The 23,580-nt window shown below is 62.7% G+C and carries 19 protein-coding genes; 4 read left to right on the top strand and 15 right to left on the bottom strand.

Annotated elements, in window-relative coordinates; genetic code table 11:
- Positions 1–41: 41 nt before the first annotated feature.
- The 6 genes from BLU46_RS26530 to BLU46_RS26555 all read right to left on the bottom strand — a co-directional run bounded on the left by BLU46_RS26530 (position 42) and on the right by BLU46_RS26555 (position 7,820).
- Positions 42–1,013 (bottom strand): cyclase family protein, encoded by a 972-nt coding sequence (locus tag BLU46_RS26530; RefSeq protein ID WP_063028426.1) that lies wholly within the window; start codon positions 1,011–1,013, stop codon positions 42–44.
- Positions 1,014–1,040: 27 nt separating this feature from the next.
- Positions 1,041–1,799 (bottom strand): SDR family oxidoreductase, encoded by a 759-nt coding sequence (locus BLU46_RS26535; protein ID WP_008434578.1) that lies wholly within the window; start codon positions 1,797–1,799, stop codon positions 1,041–1,043.
- Between the two features lie 32 nt (positions 1,800–1,831).
- Positions 1,832–3,280: an aldehyde dehydrogenase family protein gene (locus BLU46_RS26540; RefSeq protein WP_093207771.1), complete on the bottom strand. Its 1,449-nt coding sequence runs from the start codon at positions 3,278–3,280 to the stop codon at positions 1,832–1,834.
- Between the two features lie 2 nt (positions 3,281–3,282).
- A complete protein-coding gene (locus BLU46_RS26545; protein WP_093207774.1) occupies positions 3,283–4,389 on the bottom strand; it encodes a tartrate dehydrogenase in 1,107 nt (368 codons plus the stop codon).
- A 120-nt stretch (positions 4,390–4,509) separates the two neighbouring features.
- The gene (locus BLU46_RS26550) at positions 4,510–5,391 is read right to left on the bottom strand and encodes a LysR family transcriptional regulator (protein WP_003208237.1); all 882 of its coding nucleotides are present in this window, start codon (positions 5,389–5,391) and stop codon (positions 4,510–4,512) included.
- Positions 5,392–5,585: 194 nt separating this feature from the next.
- Positions 5,586–7,820: a TonB-dependent receptor gene (locus tag BLU46_RS26555; RefSeq protein WP_093207777.1), complete on the bottom strand. Its 2,235-nt coding sequence runs from the start codon at positions 7,818–7,820 to the stop codon at positions 5,586–5,588.
- Positions 7,821–8,050: 230 nt separating this feature from the next.
- Between BLU46_RS26555 and BLU46_RS26560 the strand changes: the two genes are divergently transcribed.
- Both BLU46_RS26560 and BLU46_RS26565 read left to right on the top strand, forming a co-directional pair.
- Positions 8,051–10,408 carry a DNA polymerase II gene (locus BLU46_RS26560; protein WP_093207780.1) on the top strand — a complete coding sequence of 786 codons (2,358 nt, stop codon included), beginning with the start codon at positions 8,051–8,053 and terminating at the stop codon, positions 10,406–10,408.
- A gap of 72 nt (positions 10,409–10,480) precedes the next feature.
- Complete coding sequence (locus tag BLU46_RS26565; protein ID WP_093207783.1) at positions 10,481–11,059, top strand: GNAT family N-acetyltransferase; 579 nt, start codon at positions 10,481–10,483, stop codon at positions 11,057–11,059.
- Here BLU46_RS26565 and BLU46_RS26570 read toward each other — a convergent pair.
- Entirely contained in the window at positions 11,056–11,271 is a 216-nt protein-coding gene (locus BLU46_RS26570; RefSeq protein WP_003208231.1) for an AbrB/MazE/SpoVT family DNA-binding domain-containing protein, read from the bottom strand. The genes BLU46_RS26565 and BLU46_RS26570 overlap by 4 nt on opposite strands.
- A 70-nt stretch (positions 11,272–11,341) precedes the next feature.
- Between BLU46_RS26570 and BLU46_RS26575 the strand changes: the two genes are divergently transcribed.
- Together BLU46_RS26575 and BLU46_RS26580 are read left to right on the top strand one after the other, a co-directional pair.
- Complete coding sequence (locus tag BLU46_RS26575) at positions 11,342–11,962, top strand: glutathione S-transferase N-terminal domain-containing protein (protein ID WP_063028440.1); 621 nt, start codon at positions 11,342–11,344, stop codon at positions 11,960–11,962.
- 164 nt (positions 11,963–12,126) lie between these two features.
- Positions 12,127–12,708 (top strand): DUF4174 domain-containing protein, encoded by a 582-nt coding sequence (locus BLU46_RS26580; RefSeq protein ID WP_093207786.1) that lies wholly within the window; start codon positions 12,127–12,129, stop codon positions 12,706–12,708.
- 113 nt (positions 12,709–12,821) lie between these two features.
- On the opposite strand, the gene BLU46_RS26585 is transcribed toward BLU46_RS26580, so the two are convergent.
- From BLU46_RS26585 to BLU46_RS26620, 8 genes are read right to left on the bottom strand one after another with little or no spacing between them, the layout of a single operon-like run.
- A complete protein-coding gene (locus BLU46_RS26585; RefSeq protein WP_167410152.1) occupies positions 12,822–13,886 on the bottom strand; it encodes an acyltransferase family protein in 1,065 nt (354 codons plus the stop codon).
- Positions 13,887–13,901: 15 nt separating this feature from the next.
- Complete coding sequence (gene murJ, locus BLU46_RS26590) at positions 13,902–15,317, bottom strand: murein biosynthesis integral membrane protein MurJ (RefSeq protein ID WP_093207789.1); 1,416 nt, start codon at positions 15,315–15,317, stop codon at positions 13,902–13,904.
- Between the two features lie 2 nt (positions 15,318–15,319).
- Positions 15,320–16,747 carry an O-antigen ligase family protein gene (locus BLU46_RS26595; protein WP_093210199.1) on the bottom strand — a complete coding sequence of 476 codons (1,428 nt, stop codon included), beginning with the start codon at positions 16,745–16,747 and terminating at the stop codon, positions 15,320–15,322.
- 2 nt (positions 16,748–16,749) lie between these two features.
- Positions 16,750–17,853: a glycosyltransferase family 4 protein gene (locus tag BLU46_RS26600; RefSeq protein ID WP_093207792.1), complete on the bottom strand. Its 1,104-nt coding sequence runs from the start codon at positions 17,851–17,853 to the stop codon at positions 16,750–16,752.
- Positions 17,844–19,061 (bottom strand): glycosyltransferase family 4 protein, encoded by a 1,218-nt coding sequence (locus BLU46_RS26605; RefSeq protein WP_093207795.1) that lies wholly within the window; start codon positions 19,059–19,061, stop codon positions 17,844–17,846. The genes BLU46_RS26600 and BLU46_RS26605 overlap by 10 nt, the downstream gene beginning before the upstream one ends.
- 8 nt (positions 19,062–19,069) lie before the next feature.
- On the bottom strand, positions 19,070–20,398 hold the full coding sequence (locus tag BLU46_RS26610; protein WP_093207798.1) for a GH39 family glycosyl hydrolase: 1,329 nt from the start codon (positions 20,396–20,398) through the stop codon (positions 19,070–19,072).
- The gene (locus BLU46_RS26615; protein WP_063028454.1) at positions 20,388–21,578 is read right to left on the bottom strand and encodes a glycosyltransferase; all 1,191 of its coding nucleotides are present in this window, start codon (positions 21,576–21,578) and stop codon (positions 20,388–20,390) included. The genes BLU46_RS26610 and BLU46_RS26615 overlap by 11 nt, the downstream gene beginning before the upstream one ends.
- The gene (locus BLU46_RS26620) at positions 21,578–23,569 is read right to left on the bottom strand and encodes a GumC family protein (RefSeq protein ID WP_063028456.1); all 1,992 of its coding nucleotides are present in this window, start codon (positions 23,567–23,569) and stop codon (positions 21,578–21,580) included. Before BLU46_RS26620 ends, BLU46_RS26615 begins: the two co-directional genes overlap by 1 nt.
- Between the last annotated feature and the right edge of the window lie 11 nt (positions 23,570–23,580).

Genomic DNA, 23,580 nt, shown 5'->3' on the forward strand with positions numbered 1-23,580 from the left:
GCGAGTTCGCGATTCGCAAATTCGCCACTGAGACTGAGCGTCTACTTGATCACCACCGGATTCACCGGTGCGCCACTGCCCCCGACAATCTTCAGCGGGGCAGCGGTGTAGAGGAATTTCCACTGGCCGTCGTCCGCACAATCGGCGGCCAGTTCCTCCAGTAACACAATCTCGGTGAAGGCGATTCCCAGGTTGCGCATCAGCGCGCAATGCAGCGGAATCTGCACCCCGGACACCGGGTCGGTGATCACTTCGTTGGCGATGGTGTCGGTCACCAGGTTGGGGATTTCCATTTCGTGAAACCATTCCACCAGCTCGCGGCTGTAGGTCAGCCCCGGCTCCATCAGGTCTTTGAAGAACTCGGTCTTGCCCAGCTCATAAAACGCCCCCATGGAACCGGTGCGGATGATCAGGATGTCGCGCTTTTCAATGGTCACGCCCTGGGCCTTGGCGGCGTCGAGCAGGTCCAGGTGGTTGAAGGTTTCGCCACGGCCCAGGCATTTCTTGCCGCGATGGCGGGCCATATCGATCAGCACCGCACGGCCCACCACGCCGCGTTCGGCGATGGCCAATACGCTGGCCTTGGCCATGCCGCCGACGGTGGTCTGGGCGTCGTAGCCGTTCCACAGTTGATTGTCGTACCAGGCGTGGCCGAGGGCGTCGTACTGGGTCGAGCCTTGCAACTGCATGAAGATCACGTCGTCGGAATACGCCGCGCCACCGGTCATGTGCGGCTGTTTGCCGAAGTGGTAATGGCTGTGGTCGAGGGTGTTGAAGCGCATCGACGGGTTGCGCGCCGGCCACATCGGGTCACCGCCCGGGTGGCCGATCTGCACTTGCAGGGTAAAGGTCTTGCCCTGTCGCACCGAGGCGACGCCCCGCAGCACTTCGGCTTCAGTCAGGTAATTGAGGGCACCGACTTCGTCGTCCGGTCCCCATTTACCCCAATTCTTTGGCAGGCCTTCAAGCAATTCCCGGGTGTTCGGCTCGTTCTTATTATGAAGATCACACATAGCAATTCCTGTCCCTGTGAGAGTGAGTTACACGCAGCGCCCGCCATCGACTTCCAGGCAGGTGCCGGTGATGAACGCCGCTTCGTCCGACGCCAGGTACAGGCAGGCGTTGGCCACATCTTGCGGGGTGGAAAAGCGCCCCAGGGGAATGGTCGCCATGAACTTCTGGCGGTTTTCCGGGGTGTCCGGCACGCCCATGAATTCGCTGAGCAATGCCGTGGCACCCACCACCGGATTCACGCAGTTGACGCGGATATTGTCCGGCCCCAACTCTGCCGCCATGGTCTTGCTCATGACCACCACTGCGCCCTTGCTGCCGTTATACCAGACCAGTCCCGGGCGCGGGCGGATCGCTGCCGTCGAGGCAATGTTGACGAACACTCCGCCGCCCTGGCCGCGAAAGTGCGGCACAAAATGCTTGGCGCTCAAGAAGATGCTTTTGACGTTGACTGCAAATACCCGGTCGAACTCGGCCTCATCGACCTCCAGCATCGGCCGGTTGCGGTGGGTGGTACCGGCGTTGTTGATGACAATGTCCAGCCCACCGAATTGCTCCAGTGTGCCGCGCAGCAGCGCGCCCATGCTTTCATCGTTGGCCACGTTGACCTCGATAAAGTGCGCATGGCCGCCGCTTTCGGCAATCTCATTGACCACTCGCTGACCGCCCACGGCGTTCATGTCCGCAACGATGACCTTGGCACCCTGGCGGGCAAATGTCTTGGCGATGCCCTCGCCAAACCCCGAGCCGGCGCCGGTGACGATCGCGACTTTATTGGCTAAACGCATGGTGTGTTCTCCGTTCTTGTTGTTGTGAGGAATCAACCGTGTTTGATCGCAATAGTCTTCAAGGTGGTAAAGCCCAGCAGCGCTTCGAAGCCTTTTTCCCGGCCATAACCGCTGGCCTTCACGCCGCCGAATGGCAGTTCGACGCCGCCACCGGCTCCGTAGTTGTTGATGAATACCTGGCCACAACGCAGCGTGCGCGCCAGGCGCATTTGTCGCGCGCCGTCGCGGGTCCACACGCCGGCCACCAGGCCGAACTCGGTGCCGTTGGCCAGGCGAATCGCTTCGGCTTCATCGTCGAAAGGCATCACGGCCAGCACCGGGCCGAACACTTCCTGTTGCGCCAGGCGGCTGTCTGGCGGCACATCGCGAAACAGCACCGCCTCCTGGAAATACCCGCCGCTGCCAGCCTCGGCCACCACCGCGCCACGTGCGGCGACGGTGATCCCGGCCAGTTCGGCCTCGCGAATAAACTCCCGCACCAGGCGTTGCTGCTTCTGATTGATCAGCGGGCCCATGTCCAGGTCCAGCGCTGAAGGCCCGGCACGCAACTCGGAAAAACGCTGGCTGAGGCGCGCGAGCAGGCTTTCGTAGATGCTGCGTTCCACCAGCAAGCGGCTGCCGGCTGAGCAGGTTTGCCCGCAGTTCTGAATGATGGCATTGACCAGCACCGGCAACGCTTCCTCCAGATCGGCATCGGCGAACACCAGTTGCGGCGACTTGCCGCCCAGTTCCAACGTCACCGGGCAGTGGCGCTCGGCGGCGGCTTTCGATACGGCGGTGCCGGTGGCAGTGGAACCGGTAAACGAGATGTGATCGATGCCCGGGTGTGCGCACAACGCTGCGCCGGCTTCATAACCATAACCGGTCACCACATTGATCGCGCCAGCCGGAAAGCCCACCTCGGCAGCAATCTCCGCCAGGCGCAGCAACGACAAACTGGCATCTTCCGCCGGCTTGACTACACACGCATTGCCCGCCGCCAACGCAGCGCCGACGCTGCGCCCGAAGATCTGCATCGGGTAATTCCATGGGATGATATGCCCGGTCACACCATGAGGTTCGCGTACGGTCAATACGGTGTAGCCAGCCTGATACGGCAGGGTTTCGCCGTGCAGTTTGTCGGCGGCACCGGCGTAGTACTCGAAGTAGCGGGCGAGGGCAGTGGCATCGGCGCGGGCGACTTTCAATGCCTTACCGGTGTCCCGCGCCTCGATCTGCGCCAGCTCTTCATGATGTTCCAGCACCGCCATGCCGAGCTTGGCCAGCAAACGGCTGCGATCCACGGCAGACAACCGGCCCCACGGGCCATCGAAGGTTTCCCCAAGTGCCAGGCGCGCCGCGCTGATCGCCGCCTCGATATCGGCGGCTGTGCCACGGGCGATGCTCGAATAGGTTTCGCCGGTACTGGGGTCGATCACCGGAATGTCTTCCAGCGAGGTCGATGCCAGCCATTGGTTGGCGATGTAATGTGCGTTGGTCATGTTCAGCTCCTGTTCCCTGCCACGCATTCGGCGATGGCGCGACCCACTTCGACAGTGCTGGCGCCGCCGCCCATTTCCCGGGTGCGCGGGCCTTCGGCAAGCACCGTTTCGATGGCGGACACGATGGTTGCCGCCGCTTCCTGATAAAGCGGATCACCGTCGCCCAGGTGCTCGATCATCAGCGCGGCCGACCAGATCTGCCCAATGGGATTGGCTACACCGAGCCCGGCAATATCCGGCGCGGAACCGTGCACCGGCTCGAACAGCGACGGGTAACGCCGCTCGGGATTAAGGTTGGCCGACGGCGCAATGCCAATGGTGCCGGTGCACGCCGGGCCAAGGTCGGAAAGGATGTCGCCGAACAGGTTGGACGCCACCACCACATCGAACCAGTCGGGGTGCTGCACGAAGTGCGCACACAGAATGTCGATATGAAACTTGGCCGTCTTCACGTCCGGGTAGCGCCGGGCGATCTCGGTCACCCGCTCGTCCCAGAACGGCATGGTGATGGAGATGCCATTGGATTTGGTCGCTGCCACCAGGTTTTTCCGGGGCCGCTGTTGCGCCAGTTTGAAGGCGTAATCCACCACGCGGTCCACGCCTTCCCGGGAGAAGATCGACTCCTGCACTGCGATTTCCCGCGAGGTGCCTTCCCACATGCGCCCGCCGACACTGGAGTATTCGCCTTCGGTGTTTTCCCGCACCACGATAAAGTCGATGTCACCCGGCACACGGCCGGCCAGCGGACAGGGCACGCCAGGCATCAGACGCACCGGGCGGATATTCACGTATTGATCGAACTGGCGGCGGATCTTCAGCAGCGATTCCCACACGGCGGTGTGGTCGGCAATGATGTCCGGCGCGCCGACAGCGCCGAAGAAGATCGCGTCATGGCCGCCAATCTGTTCGGCCCAGTCGTCGGGCATCATCGTGCCGTGAGCCAGGTAGTGTTCGCTGCACCAGGCAAAGTGGTCGAAGTGAAAGTGAATACCGAAGCGCCGGCTGACAGCGTCCAGTACCCGCAGGCCTTCGGGCACCACTTCGCGGCCGATGCCGTCGCCGGGGATCACGGCGATGCGGTGGGTGGGGCGGGTGTGGGATTGGGACACGCCGTGTCTCCTGTCTTGTTTTTATAGGAAGGTCTGGCGGGGGCATTCTTGGCACAGCTGTGACAACAGGGGAATTGCTAATTGTGGAATCGGCCTTCGCAAAATTCGAAGGCCGAAGGTTTACGCAGGATTGGCGCTCAGGTAGTCGAACAGCGCCAGGCTAGTCAGCGACGGCTGTTCCTTGCGCATGCACAGGTACATCTGCCGGTCGGCCCAGCTGTCGTCGATTTCGATAAAGCGCAAGGCCATCTCCTTACGGAAAATCTGCACTGCACCCTGTGGCAACACGCCCACACCCTGACCTGCGGCGATCAAGCGGCACACCGCTTCGAAACTGCGCACCTGCACCCGCAGCCGCAACGGCATGCCGATCGCAGCGGCGGCTTCGGTAATCAACGGGGTGATAGCGGCGTTGTCTTCCAGGCCGACGAAGTCGTAGCCGAGCAAATCCTCGAAGCGCGCATGGCGCATTTTCAATGGGTGGTCATTGGGCACGAGCAGGCACAGGCGGTCCTGGCAGTAGGGCTCGAACCGCAGCTCTTCGCTGGGGCGGGTGGTGACGATGCCGACATCCGCCACACCCTCGCGCACGGCCTGGAGGATCTCCCGGCTGCGCTCCTCGCGAATATCCAGGCGGATGCCCGGGTGCAAAGTGTTCCACTGGGTCAGTTGGCGCGGCAGTTCCTGGCTCATCGCCGAACTGTTGGCGTACAGGCACACTCGGCCGGTGGCACCCTTGGCGTAGTCGGCGAGGTCGGCGTGCATGCCGTCCACCGCTCGCAGGATCGATTGCGCATGCTGGGCCAATACTTCGCCGGCCGCCGTCGGTGAAACGCCGGTCGAAGTGCGGGTCAGCAGGGCGACCTTGAAGTGCTGCTCCAGCAGCGACAGGCGCCGGCTGGCGGCAGAGAGGGATAGATGCGATTGCTCGGCCGCCCGGGACAGGTTGCCCAGCTTGACCGCCTTGAGGAACAGCTCGATGGAAGTGAGGTCGGGGGACATGCCGGGGTCCTTGTGCGCAGTGGTTGGGAAACTACGCAGTTGGCGTTCGGCTGTCCAATGCCCGGCAAACACCCGGGTGAAGGCAGATCTGCTTTTCTGTGGGAGCTGGCTTGCCTGCGATCGCATCACCGAGGTGCATCTGACACACCGAGGTTCCGGCATCGCAGGCAAGCCAGCTCCCCCATTGACTGGGGTTAGAAGTCGATACTGGCTGACAACTTGGCCACGCGCGGGTCACCTTGGGTCAAGTAACCGCCGAGGGCCGATTCCCAGTATTTGGTATTGGCTACGTTCTCCACAGTGGCGCCGAGGGTGACGTCACGCTGCTCCACCTTGAAGGTGTAGCGGGCGCCCACGTCGAAGCGGTTCCAGGCGGGCAGGCTGAGGTTGTTGGCCGCGTCGGCGTATTGGCCGCCGGTGCGCAGCATCCGACCGTTCACCGTCACGCCTTGCAGGCCCGGTACATCCCAGTCCACGCCGGCATTCAGTTGGAAGCTCGGTACGCCGATGGCACGATTGCCGTCGTTGGCGCCGTTCTGGGTGCCGTTGACTTCGGTGTGGATGATGGTCGCACCGCCCAACAGGCGCAGCCCTGCGATAGGCTCGCCGAACACGTTGAGCTCCACGCCTTTGTTGACCTGCTCGCCCTGGCGAACATAGGTGGCGCTTAAACCGTCGGCGCTGAGTTGTGAGTAGCCATCGGTGGGTTGCTCGATGCGGTACACACCCAGGGTTGCGCCGTAGGTGCCCATGTCGACCTTGACCCCGGCCTCGGTCTGTTTCGAGCGCGCCGGGGCGTAGGCCTGGCCGGCATTGCTGATGGGGGCTGTGCCGGCTGTCTGGGGAGCGGTCGGGCCCTGGGCCAGGCCTTCGATATGGTTGGCATAGAACGACACATGGTCCCACGGCTTGAACACCAGGCCGTACACCGGTGTGGTGATCGACTTGTCGTAATCGGCGGTGCGAGTGCCCGTACCGTAGGCAAAGCCCTGAACCACCAGTTCCTGGCGGCGCAAACCGGCGGTCACCAGCAAGCGATCATCCATGAAACCTAGGGTGTCCGAGACCGCTGCACTGCGAGCGAAGGTCTTGGCGGTGATGCCTGGGTCGTTCAGGTCACCGCCCACGAAACTGCCCTTGACCGGTTCGGCAACGTCCACCGGGTTATAGATATTGCTGGCGTGGCCATTGAGGTCGAAGTCATAGGCGTTGCGCGTCTGGGCCCAGATCCCGGTCAACCCGAAGTTCAGCTTGTGGCTGACAGCGCCGGTCTGGAATTTGCCGTTCAAGCCTGCCATCAGGCTGGTGTTGTCTTCCTGGTGGGCGATGCGTGAGCCGGTGACGGTGGCATTGCCCAGGGTGTCATTCAACGTGACCGAGGAGTAACGGCCAATCTCATTGGTGTGCTTGGCACCGCCGGCGATGTAGGCGGTCCAGTTGTCATTGAGGTCGTACTCGGCGCGCAACATGCCGAAGGTGTCTTCCAGGCTGCTGGTGCCCCAGCTCGGCGCGTAGTTGGTGTCGGCCGAAGGCGCGTCGGGGATATGGGTCAGGTTTTTGCCCAGCAGCACGGTGTTGCGACCGCCATTGATCTGCTGTTTCGAGTAGACAAAATCCCCCGACAAACGCAGTGCATCGCCGCGATAATCCAGGCCAACCGCAAACAGCTTCGAGCGCTGGCTCTCGTCGTCGATCCCGGTATCACCCTCACGCTGGGAGATGTTCACACGCGCGCCAAATCGATTGTCTTCACCAAAGCGCTGGCCGATATCCAGGTGTTCACCGACCCGGCCATCGCTGCTGATATCGGTGCTGAAGCGGCGCAACGGCACATCATCGGCGCGCTTGGGTTGCAGGTTCACACCGCCGCCAATCCCGGAGCCGCCGGGCGTCACGCCGTTGATAAAGGCGTTGGGGCCCTTGAACACTTCAACCCGTTCCAGGGCGTCGGTGGACATGATCTGGCGCGGCAGAATGCCGTACAAACCGTTGAACGAAATGTCGTCGCCGTTCAGCGGCAGGCCACGGATCACAAAAGCCTGGGCCTGGTTGGCGTAACCCGATGCCTGGCGCACGGAAGAATCGTTGAGCAGCACATCACCGACGTTTTCGGCCTGCTGGTCACGAATCAGTTTTTCGGTATAGGACGACATGCTGAAGGGCACGTCCATGATGTCCTGATTGCCCAGCACCCCCAGTTGCCCCCCGCGAGCGACCTGGCCGCCGGCATACACCGGCGGCAGGGCGTTGGGCGTAGGTGCGTCGGCGCTGATGGTGGTAGCACCCAATTCCAGAGCCTTGCCGTCCTGACTGTTGTTCGCATCCTGCGTGGTTTCTGGAGTGGCGGCGTGAGCGGTGAGGCTCAGAGAGCAGCAAAGGGCGAGCAGGGTCGGGCGAAACGGCACAGCAAAACGGGTGGAGGTGGGCATGGTCGATCCTGACGGCGAACCGTCACTGTGAGGAAAAGGGCAACAACGTTGCGCATCCCCGCTGCGCGAATACGACTCCGGTGCGAATGATAGTAATTGTCATTAATATCCTGCAACAAGTTTGTGAGATTACTGTCAGCATTCACGTAGGCTGTTTCTGTTAAATCGCCGCGCCTTGTCACAGGCCGAGTAGAATCACGCCCTGAAAGCGATTCTTGAGGTGCGGCAAGGTGGATTTACAGCAGGGGTTTGTCCTGACCCGGCATTGGCGCGACACCCCGGCGGGCACGGAGGTCAGTTTCTGGCTGGCCACCGATCAGGGCCCAAGGTGTGTGCGCTTGCCGGTGCAGACCTCCGTGATGTTCATCCCACAGGCCCATCGCAGACCCGCCGAGGTGCAGCTCAAGGGCGAACGCGGTATCGAGTTGCGCGACCTGGCGCTGTGCGACTTCCACCATCGCCCGGTGCTGGGCCTCTACACCAAACAACATCGCCAACTGATGGACCTGGAAAAGCGCCTGCGAAAAGCCGGCATCGACGTCTACGAAGGCGATGTGCGCCCACCCGATCGCTACATGATGGAACGCTTCATCACCGCGCCGGTGTGGTTTGGCGGTACGGCGGGCGAGGGCGGCATGCTGGTGGAGGCGCAGATGAAACCCGCGCCGGATTACCGCCCGCCCCTCAAGTTGGTGTCGCTGGACATTGAGACCACCGCCCAGGGCGATCTGTATTCCATCGCCCTGGAAGGCTGCGGCGAGCGCCAGGTGTACATGCTCGGCCCGCCCAACAAGACCGATGCGGTGGACTTCAAGCTCGACTACTGCGACACCCGCGCCGAGCTGCTCGAACGCCTGAACCTGTGGCTCGCCACTCATGACCCCGACGCGATCATCGGCTGGAATCTGGTGCAGTTCGACCTGCGGGTCCTGCACGAGCATGCGCAGCGCCTGAACGTGCCGCTGCTGCTGGGCCGTGGCGGCGACGCCATGGGCTGGCGCGAACACGGCAGCCGCAACCACTACTTCGCGGCGGCAGCCGGGCGACTGATCATCGACGGCATCGAAGCCTTGCGCTCGGCCACTTGGAGTTTCGAATCCTTCAGCCTGGAAAACGTCGCACAGACCTTGCTTGGCGAAGGTAAATCAATCTCCACGCCGTACCAGCGCATGGACGAAATCAACCGGATGTTCGCCGAGGACAAGCCCGCACTGGCGCGCTATAACCTCAAGGACTGCGAGCTGGTCACGCGGATTTTCGAGAAGACCGAGCTGCTGAAATTCCTCCTCGAACGAGCCAGCGTCACCGGCTTGCCGGCGGACCGCAACGGTGGTTCGGTGGCGGCATTCACCCACCTGTACATGCCGCTGATGCACCGCCAGGGTTTCGTCGCGCCGAACCTGGGCGACAAACCACCCCAGGCCAGCCCCGGCGGGTTTGTCATGGACTCACGCCCGGGCCTCTACGAATCGGTACTGGTGCTCGACTACAAAAGCCTCTACCCGTCGATCATCCGCAGCTTTCTGATCGACCCGGTGGGCCTGATCGAAGGCCTGCGTCACCCCGAAGACAGCGAGTCAGTGGAAGGCTTTCGCGGGGCGCGGTTTTCCCGCACCCGGCATTGCCTGCCGTCGATTGTCGCGCGGGTTTCCGAAGGCCGCGAAGTGGCCAAGCGCGAACACAACGCGCCGCTGTCACAGGCACTGAAGATCATCATGAACGCCTTCTACGGCGTGCTCGGTTCCAGCGGTTGCCGCTTCTTCGACACGCGGCTGGCGTCGTCCATCACCTTGCGTGGCCACCAGATCATGCGCCAGACTCGCGAACTGGTTGAAGCCCGGGGTTATGAAGTGATCTACGGCGACACCGACTCCACCTTCGTCTGGCTCGGCAGCGCCCACTCCCAGGAGGACGCCACGCGCATCGGCCTGGACCTGGTGCAGCACGTCAACAGCTGGTGGCGTGAACGCCTGCAGAATGAATTCGGTCTGCAAAGCGCCCTGGAACTGCAATACGAAACCCACTTCAGCCGCTTCCTGATGCCGACCATTCGCGGCGCGGAGGAGGGCAGCAAGAAGCGCTACGCCGGGCTGGTCACTCGTGCCGACGGCAGCGAAGAAATGATCTACAAAGGCCTGGAAACCGTGCGCAGCGACTGGTCGCCCCTGGCTCGGCAATTCCAGCAGGAACTCTACCAGCGGATCTTCCACCGCCAGCCTCATCAAGACTACGTACGCGACTACGTACGTCGCACCTTGAGCGGTGAACTCGACGAATTGCTGATCTACCGCAAACGCCTGCGCCGGCAATTGGGCGACTACGAACGCAACGTGCCGCCCCACGTGCGTGCCGCGCGGCTGGCCGACGAATACAACGACCGCCAGGGTCGCCCACGCCAGTACCAGAACGGTGGCTGGATCAGCTACGTGATCAGCGTCAACGGCCCCGAACCGCTGGAAGTGCGCCAGGCACCGATCGACTACGACCACTATGTCACCCGGCAGCTGCAACCGGTGGCGGATGCGATCCTGCCGTTCGTAAACGACGACTTCGGCACCCTGGTGGGTGGCCAGATGGGCTTGTTCTAAAACGGCTTGCCTTGCACTGGCCAGAGCCTGCAATCTTAGCCACTGATGACCACCAGACGGCGCAGCGCTCCCATGACTGAAATCACCCTGACCGGCACCACGGTCGAACTCCGCCCCCTGCAACGCGAACACTCGGCCGCCTTGGTACAGGCCGCCGCCGACGGGCAACTGTGGAATCTCAAGGTGACCAACGTGCCGGGCCCCGACACCGTCGATAAGTACGTGGACACCGCCCTGGCCGGGCGTGAAGCGGGCACCATGATCCCGTTTGTGATCGTGCGCCGTGACACCGGTGAAGTGGTGGGCAGCACCCGGTTCTGGAAGGTTGACCGGGTCAACCGCAAGCTGGAGATCGGCCACACGTTTATCAGCCAGTCGGTGCAGAAATCCGGAGTCAACACCGAGGCCAAGCTGCTGCTGCTGACCCATGCGTTTGAAGTCATGGACTGTGTGCGGGTGCAATTCACGACGGATGAACTGAATGAAAAGTCCCGGGCCGCGATCCTGCGCCTCGGCGCGGTACAGGAAGGGATCGTGCGCCACGAGCGCATCATGCCCGATGGCCGCAAGCGCAACTCGGTGCGCTTCAGCATCATTGATCCGGAATGGCCGCAGGTGAAGGCGGGGTTGCTGGCCCGGCTGGCCCGCTAGGGCTTATGGCTCAGCTCTTCCACCAGCTCATCCATCCGGTCGGCAATTTTCGGTGTGGTCGACAACACGAACCCTTTCTGCGTGCCCACATAGGTCTCGACGATGTACAGCGTGTCGCCCACATCCAGCCCCAATTCCTGCAAGGCTTCGTCTGGCAGGCGAATGGCGCCGTCGCCGTCCCAGTCTTCGATCGTGACGCGTTTACTGTGCATGATAGTTTCCCGTTGAACGATTGAACGGCCTAGCCTAACACCTCAACCCACTGCCAGGAGGCTCAGCACTGTGTACACCCTTTACGGAACCCAAGGCACCGGCTCGTGCATCATCGAAATCGCCCTGCAGCGTTGCGGTGTCGAATGGCGCCAGGTCGACGCCTGCTCCTGGGAAGACAGCGCGGGCAGCGAGGCCCTGGCGCAGATCAATCCGCTCAAACAAATCCCCACCCTGCAACGGCCCGACGGCAGCGTGTTGACCGAAAGCGCGGCGATCCTGATTCACCTGGGCCTGCAATTTCCCGCCTCAGAGTTGCTACCCGAGGAGCCCGCCCAGGTCATTCGCGGCCTGGTGTACATCGCCGCGAACTGTTATTCGGCGATTGGCATCATCGACTATCCGGAACGCTGGACTGACAGCGCCGATGCGCAGCAGCATGAACAGTTGATCAGCGGGACCCGTCGCCGCCTGCATGGGGCCTGGGAGGTGTTTGCCGATCAATTTGCCGACCAGCTGGTTACCTCGCAACAGGTTCCAAATGCATTGGGCATCATGGCGGCGGCGGTGTCGCGATGGGCGGGAGGACGTGAGGCCCTGCAACAATCGCGGCCCGAATTTGCGCGGGTGCTGGCGAAGGTGGATGTCGACCCCATCGTGGCGCCGGTATTTGCCCGGCATTGGCCGCTATAAGGCTTCGCAATCAGATGAAACAATGAGGCCTAAGGTGGCTAAACGCCTTGCGTCGCGGACGTCCTGACCTACGCTTTCTGAAGCTGGCGTAGGAATCATCCTTGAATTTGACTGTCGCAGACATGAAACTCAAGAACCCTGCATGGAATTCAAAGGAGGTGTGCATGCTCATCCGGTCGCTGACCCTGGCTACCTTGATGGCTTTTACGGGGCCGCTGCTGGCCGCGGATGATCTCAATCCGCTCAAGCAGGACCTGGGCAAGTCACGCCCGTTGGTGGTGGTGGAACTCGACTCCGGCAACCCGACGTTGGCCACCCTCAAGAAACAGTTGGAAGAGCCTTCCAACAAGCAGTCCTTTGAAGAGCGCAACATGGTGCTCTACACCGTATCCTTCGGCAGCATCGGTGCCGAAGGCGAGAAGTTCGCCAAGGACGCGAAGGACAACAAGAAGCTCGCACCGCCTGAAACCAACGCGCTGATCCGGGCACTCAAATTGGGCGCCGGCAGTGGCACCAAAGTGATTCTGATGGGCAAGGACGGCGAGAAAAAACTTGAGAAGACCGTGCCACCGGACACCCTCAACCTTGCAGACTTCTTCACCGCGATTGACCAGATGCCCCAGGCTGAGAAGGACCTTGCCGCCCCGGCCGAGCCTGAGCCCGCGGCCCCGGCGCCTGGCAAACCTGGCGCCAAGGCTGGCAAGAACACCAAGCATCCAGCACCTCAACCGGCACTGGATGATTGAGCGTTTTTCTGTAGGAGCTGGCTTGCCTGCGATAGCATCACCTCGGTAATTCAGGCACACCGCGGTGATGCCATCGCAGCCTCGCTAAAGCTCGACAGCTCCCACATCAGGTCTCAAACTCCAGGCTTTTCACCGGCCACCGCCGGCGCCTTGCGCACCGGGAACGGGAAGTAGAAGAAGCGCAAGAACGCCACCCGCTTGATTACCTCGCCGATCATCAACGGCACCACCACCGCGATCACCAGCCCGATGCTCGCCGACAACAGCGGGTGCAACCCCAGCCGCTCCATCAAGTCCACGGTCTTGTGCTGAATCTCCCCGTGGAAGATCAACAGAATCAGCGTCGACTGCCCGATGTACGTCATCGCCCGCGTCAGCAGCCCCGACACCATCATCACCCCGGCCAGCGCCCAGCACACATACACGCCGATCACCGCCAACAAACTGGTCCACAGCCAGTGGTCATAACGCCGCTGTGCCAGGTCCATGGTGTCCCAGCTGTAGATGAACACCACCGCAAACAACGCCATGGCTCCCAGTAGCGTCAGCAACGAGCTTTGGTGGCGGCGCAGCACGTCCCGCAGCAGATAACCAAAGATGAAATAGGTGCTGCTGATCAACGTCACATCAATGCTGAACGGCAGCCCCGGCATCGTCCAGGTCTGTCCGCCGACGGTCACCGGCACCTGCCAGAACCACGGCAGGGTCCAGATCCCGAGCATCAGTTGCAGGGTGATCACCACACAGCTCATGGCCAGCGACAGGCCCAGGCGCTGCATCAGCCGCAGCATCACCCAGCCGAACAGGATCGCCACCCAAAAGTGCGGCAGGAACCACAGCGCCTGCCATGGAATGGTGTCCACCGAGGCATACAGCACGCCGCCGATGTCCGGCAGCAGTGCCTGGCCGCGCAGCAGGTCGCGGATCAGGATGTACACCAGCATGGTGAAGAAGAACGGCTTGAGCAGTGCATCGGCCTTGCGCACCGCCATCTCGACAAAGGGTTGTTCAGGCTTGAAGAACACCCCGGAGAGAAAGAAGAACAACGGCAGGATAAATACCGCCAGCAGCGGGTACAGCAAGTCCAGGGAACTGGCGACAAACCAGCTGTGCCCGAACACAATGATCAGGATGCCAATGCCCTTGGCAATATCCATTTGAATCCAGCGTTTTTTCACCTGACTGCTCCCACTCTATAAATCTGCCTTGCGCCACGGCTTGAGCCACAGGCCCATGCCCAGCAACACCACGGCCCCAGCCAGGGTGCTCAACCCCAACTGCAGCCAAATACCTTGAACCCGAAACAACACCAACGCTGCCATGCCCATCACCAGCCCACTCAGCAACCAGTGCCGCTTCCAGGGCAGGGTGCCGAGCAAGCCCTGGCGCTGCATCAGCAGCAACGCGGTGCACAGCACCCCGGCGAGGGCGGCCAGCGGAATGCCCGCCAGGCCAAACACAAACGGCAGCAAACCCAGCAGCACCACGTTCACCAGGCTGCCCAGCAACTCGCAACGCAGCGGCTGGCGCGTATCGCCGGCGGCATAGGCATAACGCGCCAACAGGGCATTCCAGGCGCCGAACACCAGCGGCACGGCAAACCAGGCCAGCAGCAGTGGCAACGGCGAATCCACCGACTGCTTCGGCAGCAGCAACGCCACCAGGCTCGGCGCCGCCGCCACCAGGCCGACGCCTGCGGGCAAGGTCAGAAGGCTGGCGGTTTCCAGGCCACGCTTGAGCAGGGCCAGGCGCTCGTCGCCCTGACGGCGGCTCATCATGCCCAGCAGCACCTGGTTGAGGCTCATCAGCGCAATCAGTGGCAAGTTCATCAACTTGCGAGCCAGGTTGACCCAGGTCACGGCGCCTTCGCCCAGCAACGACGCCACCAGCCGTTCAATCAATGCCAGACCCTGGCTCGCGCCATTGCTTAGCAACAGCGGCCCGATGCGCCCGCCCAGCTCCCGCAGTTCCAGGGTCGAAGCCCGCAGCCGCCACGGCCGCCAGCCCAGGCGCAACATCGACGGCAACAGCGCCAGGGGCATCAGCAGGCTGCCGGTGAGGCAGGCCAACGCCAGCGAGTGCGGTTGCGTGGCGGTGCCGGCGAGGGCGAGGTAGGTCACGGGCGGCAGGTTGAACAGCAACGAGCCGAGCCCCGCGACCACAAAGCGCTCGTTGGCCTGTAACGGAATACTGAACAGCGCATGCAGCATCAGCCCCGGCACGCTCCAGGCGAGGATCTGCAAGTTGCTGCTGGCAAGGCTGGTGGCTGTTGCCGCCAGCCCCGGGCCGAGCAATTGCACCAGCCACGGCGCCAGCAGCGTCAACAGCAGGCTGGTCACCAGAGCAATCAGCAGCAGCGCAGGGAACAGCACCGCCAGCCAGTCCAGGCGCTCGCCGTCCTTGCGTTGCAGGTACAGCGGCAAAGCGGCGGCGCTCAGCACGCCACCGGCCAGGGACATGCGCAACGCTTCCGGCAAAAACAGCGCGATCAGAAACGCATCGCTGCGTTCGCCCGCACCCCAGGCCGCCACCAGCAACCACTCACGGGCAAACCCGAGGCACAGCCCCAGCAAGGTCGCCAGGGTCAACCAAAACGCCGATCCGAGCATCCCTAGGGCCCGACGCTATCGAGCACAGGCTTGCGATGCGTCACGGTCTTGACCTTTGGCAGACGCGCCGGAAACAACCGCCGAGCCTCCAGCACGTTGATCCCCACCATCAGCCAGAACAACGCAATCATCACCAGGGCGAAGCTGAAGTAGTGGTCAAAAAAGCCGCTGACCAGCGCCGACAGAATCCCCGCCGTGCTGCCCAGCCAGATCGCGTTGTCCTTGGTCAGGCGGATCGGGCCGATTTCCGGCCGGGACTCACGCCACCAGCGCCACGTCACGGCGATAAACAGCAGCATGCTGATCACGCCGGTCTTGTAGACGAAGTTCAGCCACAGGTTGGAGATCCCCAGCAGGTGCGTGCCCGGCACCGGAGGGTCAACCTTGAAGCCAATGCCCAGCGGGTAGCTGGCCACGGCCTGAGGGAACATCCGGTATTCGTCAAAGCGCACTTCGGTACTCGCGTTCTGGGCCGAAAAGATCGTCGCCAGGCGTTCCTGCAGCGGTGGATATGACACCACCAGCGCCGCCGCCAATGCCAGGCCGATCATCAGTAAGCGCCCGGTGTACGGGACCCGACGCGACGCCATCCAGATCAGTACCAGCGCCAGGCTGACCATTGCGCCCCGGCTACTGGCCAACAGCAAGGCCGCCGCGCCCAGGCAGGCAACGCCCAGGCCGAGCCCGCGTTTCCAGCCGGTGTTGGTGATGCCGTAGCAGAACGCCAACGGCAGCAGCAAGGCCATGATCCCGCCGGTGGCGTTGGGGTGCATCCACGGCGAGCCCATCCGCGAGGCCATGGCGCCCAGGCCCAGGGACAGGGTGTCGAGGCTGCCGTAGTTCATCAGTGTCAGGATCGGCAACATGCCCGAGGCCGAGCGCGAGCGGATAAACACGCCGATGGACAACACCAGCATCGCCAGCGTGCCCAGCAATAGCGCGATCACCAGGGCTTCGCGGTTTTTCTGCTCAACCAGCAGCTTGGCGGCGAGGAACAGCACCGACAGGTTCAGCAACCAGCGCAACCAGTTCGCCAGGCCGCTGGCCTCGGCGGTAATGCTCACCTGGCCGACGATAAACGGCACCACGGTGAAGATCATCAGCCACATCAACATCCGGTCGGTGGGGCGCCGCGACAGCGATGGCACGGCGGGCATGCGCGAGAGGAAGCCGTGCCAGATCACCGCCGCCCAGGTCAGGGCGATCAGTGCCTCGCTGACCGTACTGCGAATCCCCAGGTTGAGGGTGGAGTAGGGCATGAACGTCGCCACCAGGGCGAACAGCAGCAGCCCCCAGAACGGGAACCGCAGAATCGTCACGGCAGCGGCCAGGCCGATCACCGCCAGTACGGCCTTGGCCGGAGAAAGGAACAGGATCAACCCACCAAACAGCAGGCCGAAGACGATGGCGACGAGGCTACCCAGTGAGATTCTCAATTCAATTCCTCGATCAGTTCGGCCAGGCGCCGACGGTAGGCCTGGTGGTTGAAACGTTCGGCCCAGCTGCGTAACTGTTCAGGTGGTTGTTCGACGGGTTGGTCGGCCAGGTGCAGCATCAATTGCACCAGCGCCGCGCCGTCGGTGGGTGAAAAGCGTGGTGCCAGCGGCGGGGTGATTTCATCCAGCGAGGTTCCGCTGGCCACCGCCACCGGAGTGCCGACGCTCAGGGCCTCGATCACCGGCAAGCCAAAGCCTTCCGCGTAGGAAGGCTGCCACAGGCGCGAGGCCTTGCGGTAGAGCCCGTGCAATTCAGCGTCGGAGACGCCGCTCAAGGCACGTATTCCCGGGTAGTTGCGTTGCGCTTCGGGCAGGTGCTCCAGGCTGCCCACCAACACCAGTTCCGGCACGCTGGGGGATTGGCGGCGCGCCTGCTGCCAGGCCTCCACCAGGAATGGCACGTTCTTGCGCAATTCCCGGGTGCCCACCAGCAACCAGAAACCCTCAGGCAATTGTCGGCCCGAGAGGTCCGCCGGCAGTCCGGCAAAGCCCGCCACCTGATTAGGCAGCACACGAATCTTGCCTGCCGCCTTGGGAAACAGCCGCGCGGTTTCATCGGCACTGTACTGCGAAGGCGTCCACACCCGGTCGGCCGTGTGCACCGCATAGGTGATGGACAGGCGATCACAGGCCTTGTAGATCATCGCCTTCAGGCGATTGGCGTGGTAGTTGTCCAGGGTGATCTGAAACAGGTCATGCAGCAGCACCACGGTACGCAGGCCTTTGGGTTTGGGCGGCAGCGGCAGGCCCATATTGAAGGTGCTGATGTACACATCAATGTGCTCATCGCGCAGGGCCTTGGGCAAGAACCCTGCCTCGAAACGCAGGCGCTGATGGGGCTGGTGCATGGCGGTCTTGGCGCAGCCCCAGTCCGGGCAATGGGCATTCAGGCGCAGCTCATCGCCCAGCGGCGCGACGGTAAAGCGTTCCAGCTCGATGCCGGGCATGGCGCGCAGGGCATCTTCCAGGGCGTACACCTGGCGACTGATGCCTGATTGCGGCGAGGTGCCGACGGTACGGTAATCGAGGCCTACGCGCATGCCGGCTCCTTTTGGTTCAGGGGCAACAGTTGGGCGTACACCTGCTCCAACTGGCTGGCAGCGACGCTCCAGTCATGGGCGCGGCGCACATAGGCGCGACCGGCTTCGCCCATCGGGGCTGCGACTTCAGGCTGTTGCAGCAGGCGCACCACGGCGTCGGCCAGGCTGTCGGCAGTCTGACCGCCGAGGTAGTCCAGGCCTTCGACCAGGTCCAGGCCAGACACGCCCTGGTCGGTGCTCGCCAGCGGCAGGCCGGCGGCCAGGGCTTCGAGCACCTTCAGCTTGGAGCCGCCACCATGGCGCAACGGCGCCAAAAATATCGAGCAGCTCGATTGCAGGGCCAGCAGGTTGGGCACAAAGCCTTGCCACTCGATGCGCCCGTCCTTCCAGCGTTCGCGCCAGCTTTCCGGCATGCCGAAGCCGCAGACGCTCATGCGAGCGTCGGGGCAGCGGGCCCAGACTTTCGGCAGGATTTCATCCAGTGCCCACTCGATGGCATCCACGTTGGGTGCGTATTCGTAGTTGCCGAGAAACAGCACGCGGCGGGTCGTCGGGTCAGGGTGGGCGGCGGCGAAGTGCGTGCAATCCACGCCGTTGACCACCACCGGTACAGGTTTGCCGGCGATCTGCGCCAGGGTCTGGGCGTCGGCCTCAGTCACCGCCACGACTTGCGCAGCCTGGCGCATCACCCGACGTTCCCAGCGGCCATAGCGCCACTGATCGTAGCGAATGAACGGCAGCGCCCAGCCCGGCAGGCGGTCGTAAGTCGCGGCGCCGAGGGACGATTCGACATTGTGTTCGGTCAGCACAAACGGCTGGGAGCGACGGGCCAACGCAGCTTCGTAAGGCTGGAAGGCGTAGGTGTGTTCGATCTGCACCACGTCCCAATGCTCGGTCAGCAATCGCTCGAAGGTGTCCTGCAGTTCACCCGACAGGCCATTCACACTGGCCAGCAACGGGTAGGGCGCAAACAGGCCGGCAAGCAGGGTCTTCAGGCTGCGCAGCGGGCGGCGCGGCAGGATGATCACCTGTTCCAGAAAGGCTTCCAGCACCTGGCGATCCGTCAGCGAAACCGCGTGTTTGTCATGCAACAGCAAGGTGATCCGGTGCCCGCGCGCAGCCAGGCTGCGCAGCAAATGAAACTGGCGCGTCTTGCCACCGCTGGTAGCGGGCCAAGGCGAGTAGGGCAGGATCCAGAGGATGCGCATGGGTGGCTTCAATCCCATAACAGAATTTGCAGGTTCGGCTTGACCGGTACGTCCAGTCCACTGGTGCCACTCAAGGGGGTTTCGGTGCCGCGCAAGGGGTCATACAAGGTGGCGGTGGTCATGCCCGGCAAGTGCGCGCTGCCGCCACGGGCCGACCAGAAAAACCACACCTTGCGCCCGTCGGCACGGGTCCAGCCGATGCTGAACAGGCCATCGGGCAACTGGTCGGCAGTGGGGGGATCGCCGGGGGTCAACTTGGGCCCGCTCACCTGCAGGAAATTCTGCAACGCGGTATACGACGGCTTGGGGTTGGCGTCGATGTCGAGCAAGCCATAACTCTGGTCACGCACGCTGGCGCGCTGGTCCAGGTCGCTCAGGGTGAACAGGAAGATCTTGTCGAAATCCAGCGCGCTCATCAGCGCAACGCGGCGCACGATGTAGTCGGCCTGGCCTTGGGTGGTGATGAAGTCCTGCACCTCTTTCGGGCCTTTATAGTTCGACCAGCCCCACTCGGTGCTCCACAGGGTGCTCACCCCGGCCGCCCGCAGTTTCTGGTTGAGGGCGCTGGTCTTTTCGACAAAGTCGAGGTTCGACGGCGTGTTGCCTTCGGGCAATTGGGTGTAGGGGTGATAGGACATGATGGTATTGAGGCTCGGCACGCCCAGTTGCAGCAGCCCGTCGAGCATATTCTGGCCGTTGGGCATTTCGCTGAAAAACGCCATGCCGGCAGCCACCACCGGTTTGTTCGGGTTCACCACCCGCAGCGCGGCTGCGGTGACTTGCAACAGGTTCGCATAGCCGGCCGGGTCGGCGACGGGGCGCCAGAAACCCAGCAGGTTCGGCTCGTTCCACACCTGCCATGCGTCCACGCTGGGGTAACGCTGGGCCAGCAACGCCATGCGGTTGGCGAAGATACTCGGGTCCTTGGGCGGGAACTGGTCCTGATACGGCGAGGAGGCCGGCGCGGTGGTGGCGAACTTCGCCGAACCCACCAGGTAGAACACCGACTTGATCTGGTTCTGCTGCAGCTTGTTCACCAGCTCATCAAGGGTCGCGACGTTGTACTGGTTCTCGGCGGTTTCCAGTTGGTCCCAATGCAGGTCCAGGCGCACCCATTCCAGGCCCAGGGCCTTGAGGCGGTCGATCTGCTTCTGATAACGCTCGGGACTGAACCACAGGAACTGCGCGTTCACCCCCAGAAAATCTTTCCACACGATCTCTTTGTTGCCCTTGAGCACATGGCTCTCGGCATCGGCCGGGCGGCCCCAGAGAAAGGCGGTCAGGCCCAGTGCGGCGACGACCACGAGGGTCGCCAGGTAAGTCCGTTTACGTGCCATGGTTGCCTCCTGCAATGGCTTCACTAAACAGTGTCGCGAACTTCTGCGCCGTCAACGGCCACAGCCGTTCACGACCAATCGCGGCGGCGCGTTCGGCCCAGTCCCTGGCCATTTGCGGGTTGCGTGCGAGCAGCAGCAGTTGCTCGCTCAAGGCGGCGACATCGCCTTGTGGATAGATGGCGCCATTGCCGCTGGCGACTTCCTCGGCGAACGCCCGGGCATCCGAGGTGATTGCGCCGCGCCCACAGGCGGCGGCCCACGACAATGCACCGCTGGTACCACGCTGGCGGCCCAGCAGGCCGAGTTTTTTCGATTCGCGATACGGCAGCACCATCACATGGTGCGCCTGGATCGTCTGCGGGATTTCGCTGGCGGGCAAATTCAGCCGCCAGTCGATGGAGCCTGCCAGGCCAAGTTCGGCGATCTGGCTGTTCAGTTGCTCCAGGTAATTGCCGCCTGCGCCAAACGCCATTTCGGCGGCAGTGCCACCGGCCAGAGTCAGGCGCACACGGTCACGCAATTCGGGGGCTTTTTCGAAGACGGCGGCCAGGGCCTGCAACAGGTCTTCGATGCCTTTGCCACGGTAGATAAAACCAAAATACAGCAGGTGCAGCGTGTCCAGTGGCGGCAAGGCCACGGGCGGGATATCCAGGTTGGCGTGGTTGATCACCGCCACCTTGCCGACGGGCAATTGCATGCGCGCCGTCAGGCAGTCGGCGCCCAAGCGGGTGAGGGTCACCAGCCGGGTCAGGCCCTGGGCGACGTGACGTTCTTCACGCAGGGTCAAGGGATCGGCCAGCACCACCGCCGCCTGGGGCAATGGGCTGGGCAAGGATTCCAGCAGGTTCAGCGGAAAGGGCAGTTGCTCGCGCCGCCAGACCATGCGTTCCGGGTCATGCACCGTGGCGGTCAACGGCAGCGCAGGGTAGGCCTTGCGCAATTCGCGCAGGGCCAGGAACTCCCCCAGCCGCCCTCCGCCCAGCTCGGCGTGGACCAGATCAACCCCCTGCCAGTCGAAACCGGCAATGGCTTGCTTGATCGACGCCGTGCTGCCGACCACGCCCGTCAAGGGCGTAGCCACCTCGACGCCCAGTTGCTCCAGTGCCGTCTTGAAGTGGTTCGCGTAATCGGCGATCCCGTTCTTTTCCGGCGGCAGGGGAGCGAGCAGGGCGATGCGCATCAGAACGAACCCCGGTATTTGGCGATGGTTTTCAGCACCTTGACCGGCACCTCGAACTTGCGGCGGTTGATGATGATGCCATCGACCTTGCCGAACGCCGTGGTGAGGATCGACAGGGCGTGTTCCACCACCGGTACCGTGCTTTTCTGCGCTTCCACCACCAGCGCGATCAGGTCGGCACGGCGCAGGTTGATGAACGCGTCACGGTTGTCCAGCAGTGCCGAGGCATCCAGCAAGACCACCTGGCCCGGAATCGCCGGCTCAATCCCGCCGACCCGTACCCGCACGCCGTTCTCTTCCAGCAACTGGCGCAACTGCTCGACCACAAAACTCACGCCTTCACCGTGTCGCGCCGAGGTCAGCCCCAGGGTCAGGCCCTGTTCGGCAATACGCTCCAGCGGCAGCAAGCCATACAGGCGATAAATGCTCGCGTTGAAGGCGTTGGTGCTTTGCGCGGTGCTTGTATCCAGCTCCGGCAGCGTGGTCCACAGCGGCAGTCCGAACTTGCCTTCCACCAGACCGCCGTCGTGGATCCGCTGATCCAGCAGGTAGCACAGGTAGATCACCAGCAGCCCGACCACGATGGAGAACGGAATCGCCAGCAATAGCATCAGCAGGGTTTTCGGGAAGACGCGCCCAGGGTTGAGGGTGGCTTCTTCGATCACCGCGATGTTACTGATCTGGCTCTTGTCCAGTTCACGGTCGATCCGCGATTTTTCCAGGCTGTCGACATACAGCGCGTAGTTTTTCTCGGTGCCGTTCAGCTCACGGGCCAGGCGCGCCAGTTCCGGCTCAATGGCCAGGGCGTCCTTGCGTTGGGCTTCCAGTTCCGTCAGTTGTTTTTGCTGTTGCACCAACTGCGTCCGCAGCGACTGGTTGCGGCTGGTCTCATCCAGCAGTACCCGTTGCAAGTGGATTTCCAGGGTGTTCGGCGCACGGTTCTCGGAGCTTTGCACCGTGTCGCTTTCACCGGCGACCTGGGCCTGCATGGCACGGATCGAAGCGTCCAGGGCTTTGACCGGCGGCGCGTTATCCGTATAGGTACGCATCATGTCGGCTTTTTCCAGCAGCTTCTGGTTCAGCAGGCGACGCAAGTCTTGTTGTTGCGGGTTCAACGCGATCTGGCGAACCGTGGTCACCTCTTTGGGCTGGCCCTTGAGTTGGTCACGGGTGCTCTGCAACGCCACGTCGGAGGAAGCGATCAGCCGAGTGGAGTTGAACACTTCGCCACGCAGCACGTTGATCCGCTCGGACAAGTCTTCCAGGCGATCGGTGATGCTCGACGCGCCGATCTCGTTCAAGTGCGTAAGGATCTGCTCCTTGTAGCTCTTGATCTGGGCAGCGCTGGAAGACACCTGGCCTTCATAGAACGCGTACAGGCTCTTGCGGCCTAACGCCTGGGTGCGCTCTTCGATGTAGGTTTCCACCCAGTCCTTGACCACCGCCTGGGCGATTTCCGGATCATCCCAGGTGAAGCTGATGTCCATCACCGTGGAGCCAATGGCGTGGGTCACGTCGAAGTTTTTCTCCAGGCTTTTCGCCAGGCGTTCCACCGGGGTGGTTTCTTCGACGATGCCGACGGTTTCCAGCACGACTCGCACACCGTCGAATACTGAGCTGATGCCTTTCTTGACGTACCACTTGGTGCGCTTCCACACGCCTTGCGGCGGTTGCATCTTGTCCATCACGTCCAGGTAATGCTCGGCCACGGCACGCACGATGGGGCGCCCGGTCAGCAGGCGTTCTTCGTCGACAATCGGGTCGCGCTGGGTACTCGGCATGACGATCGGCTGACGGTTGTCGACCTCGATCGGCATCGTCGAGTCACGCCCCGGTTTTACCAGCAACCGCGCGGTGGATTCATACTTGGCCGGCAGCAGGAACGCCCCCAGCAAAATGATCACCAGCGCGGCAAGCGCCGCGAGTTTGAACTCGTGCTTGAAGATGAAGAACAGACGCAGAAGATCACGAAAAGAACGGATCTCGATCATGGGATGTCGCT

The sequence above is a fragment of the Pseudomonas yamanorum genome, assembly GCF_900105735.1.
GTDB lineage: Bacteria > Pseudomonadota > Gammaproteobacteria > Pseudomonadales > Pseudomonadaceae > Aquipseudomonas > Aquipseudomonas yamanorum.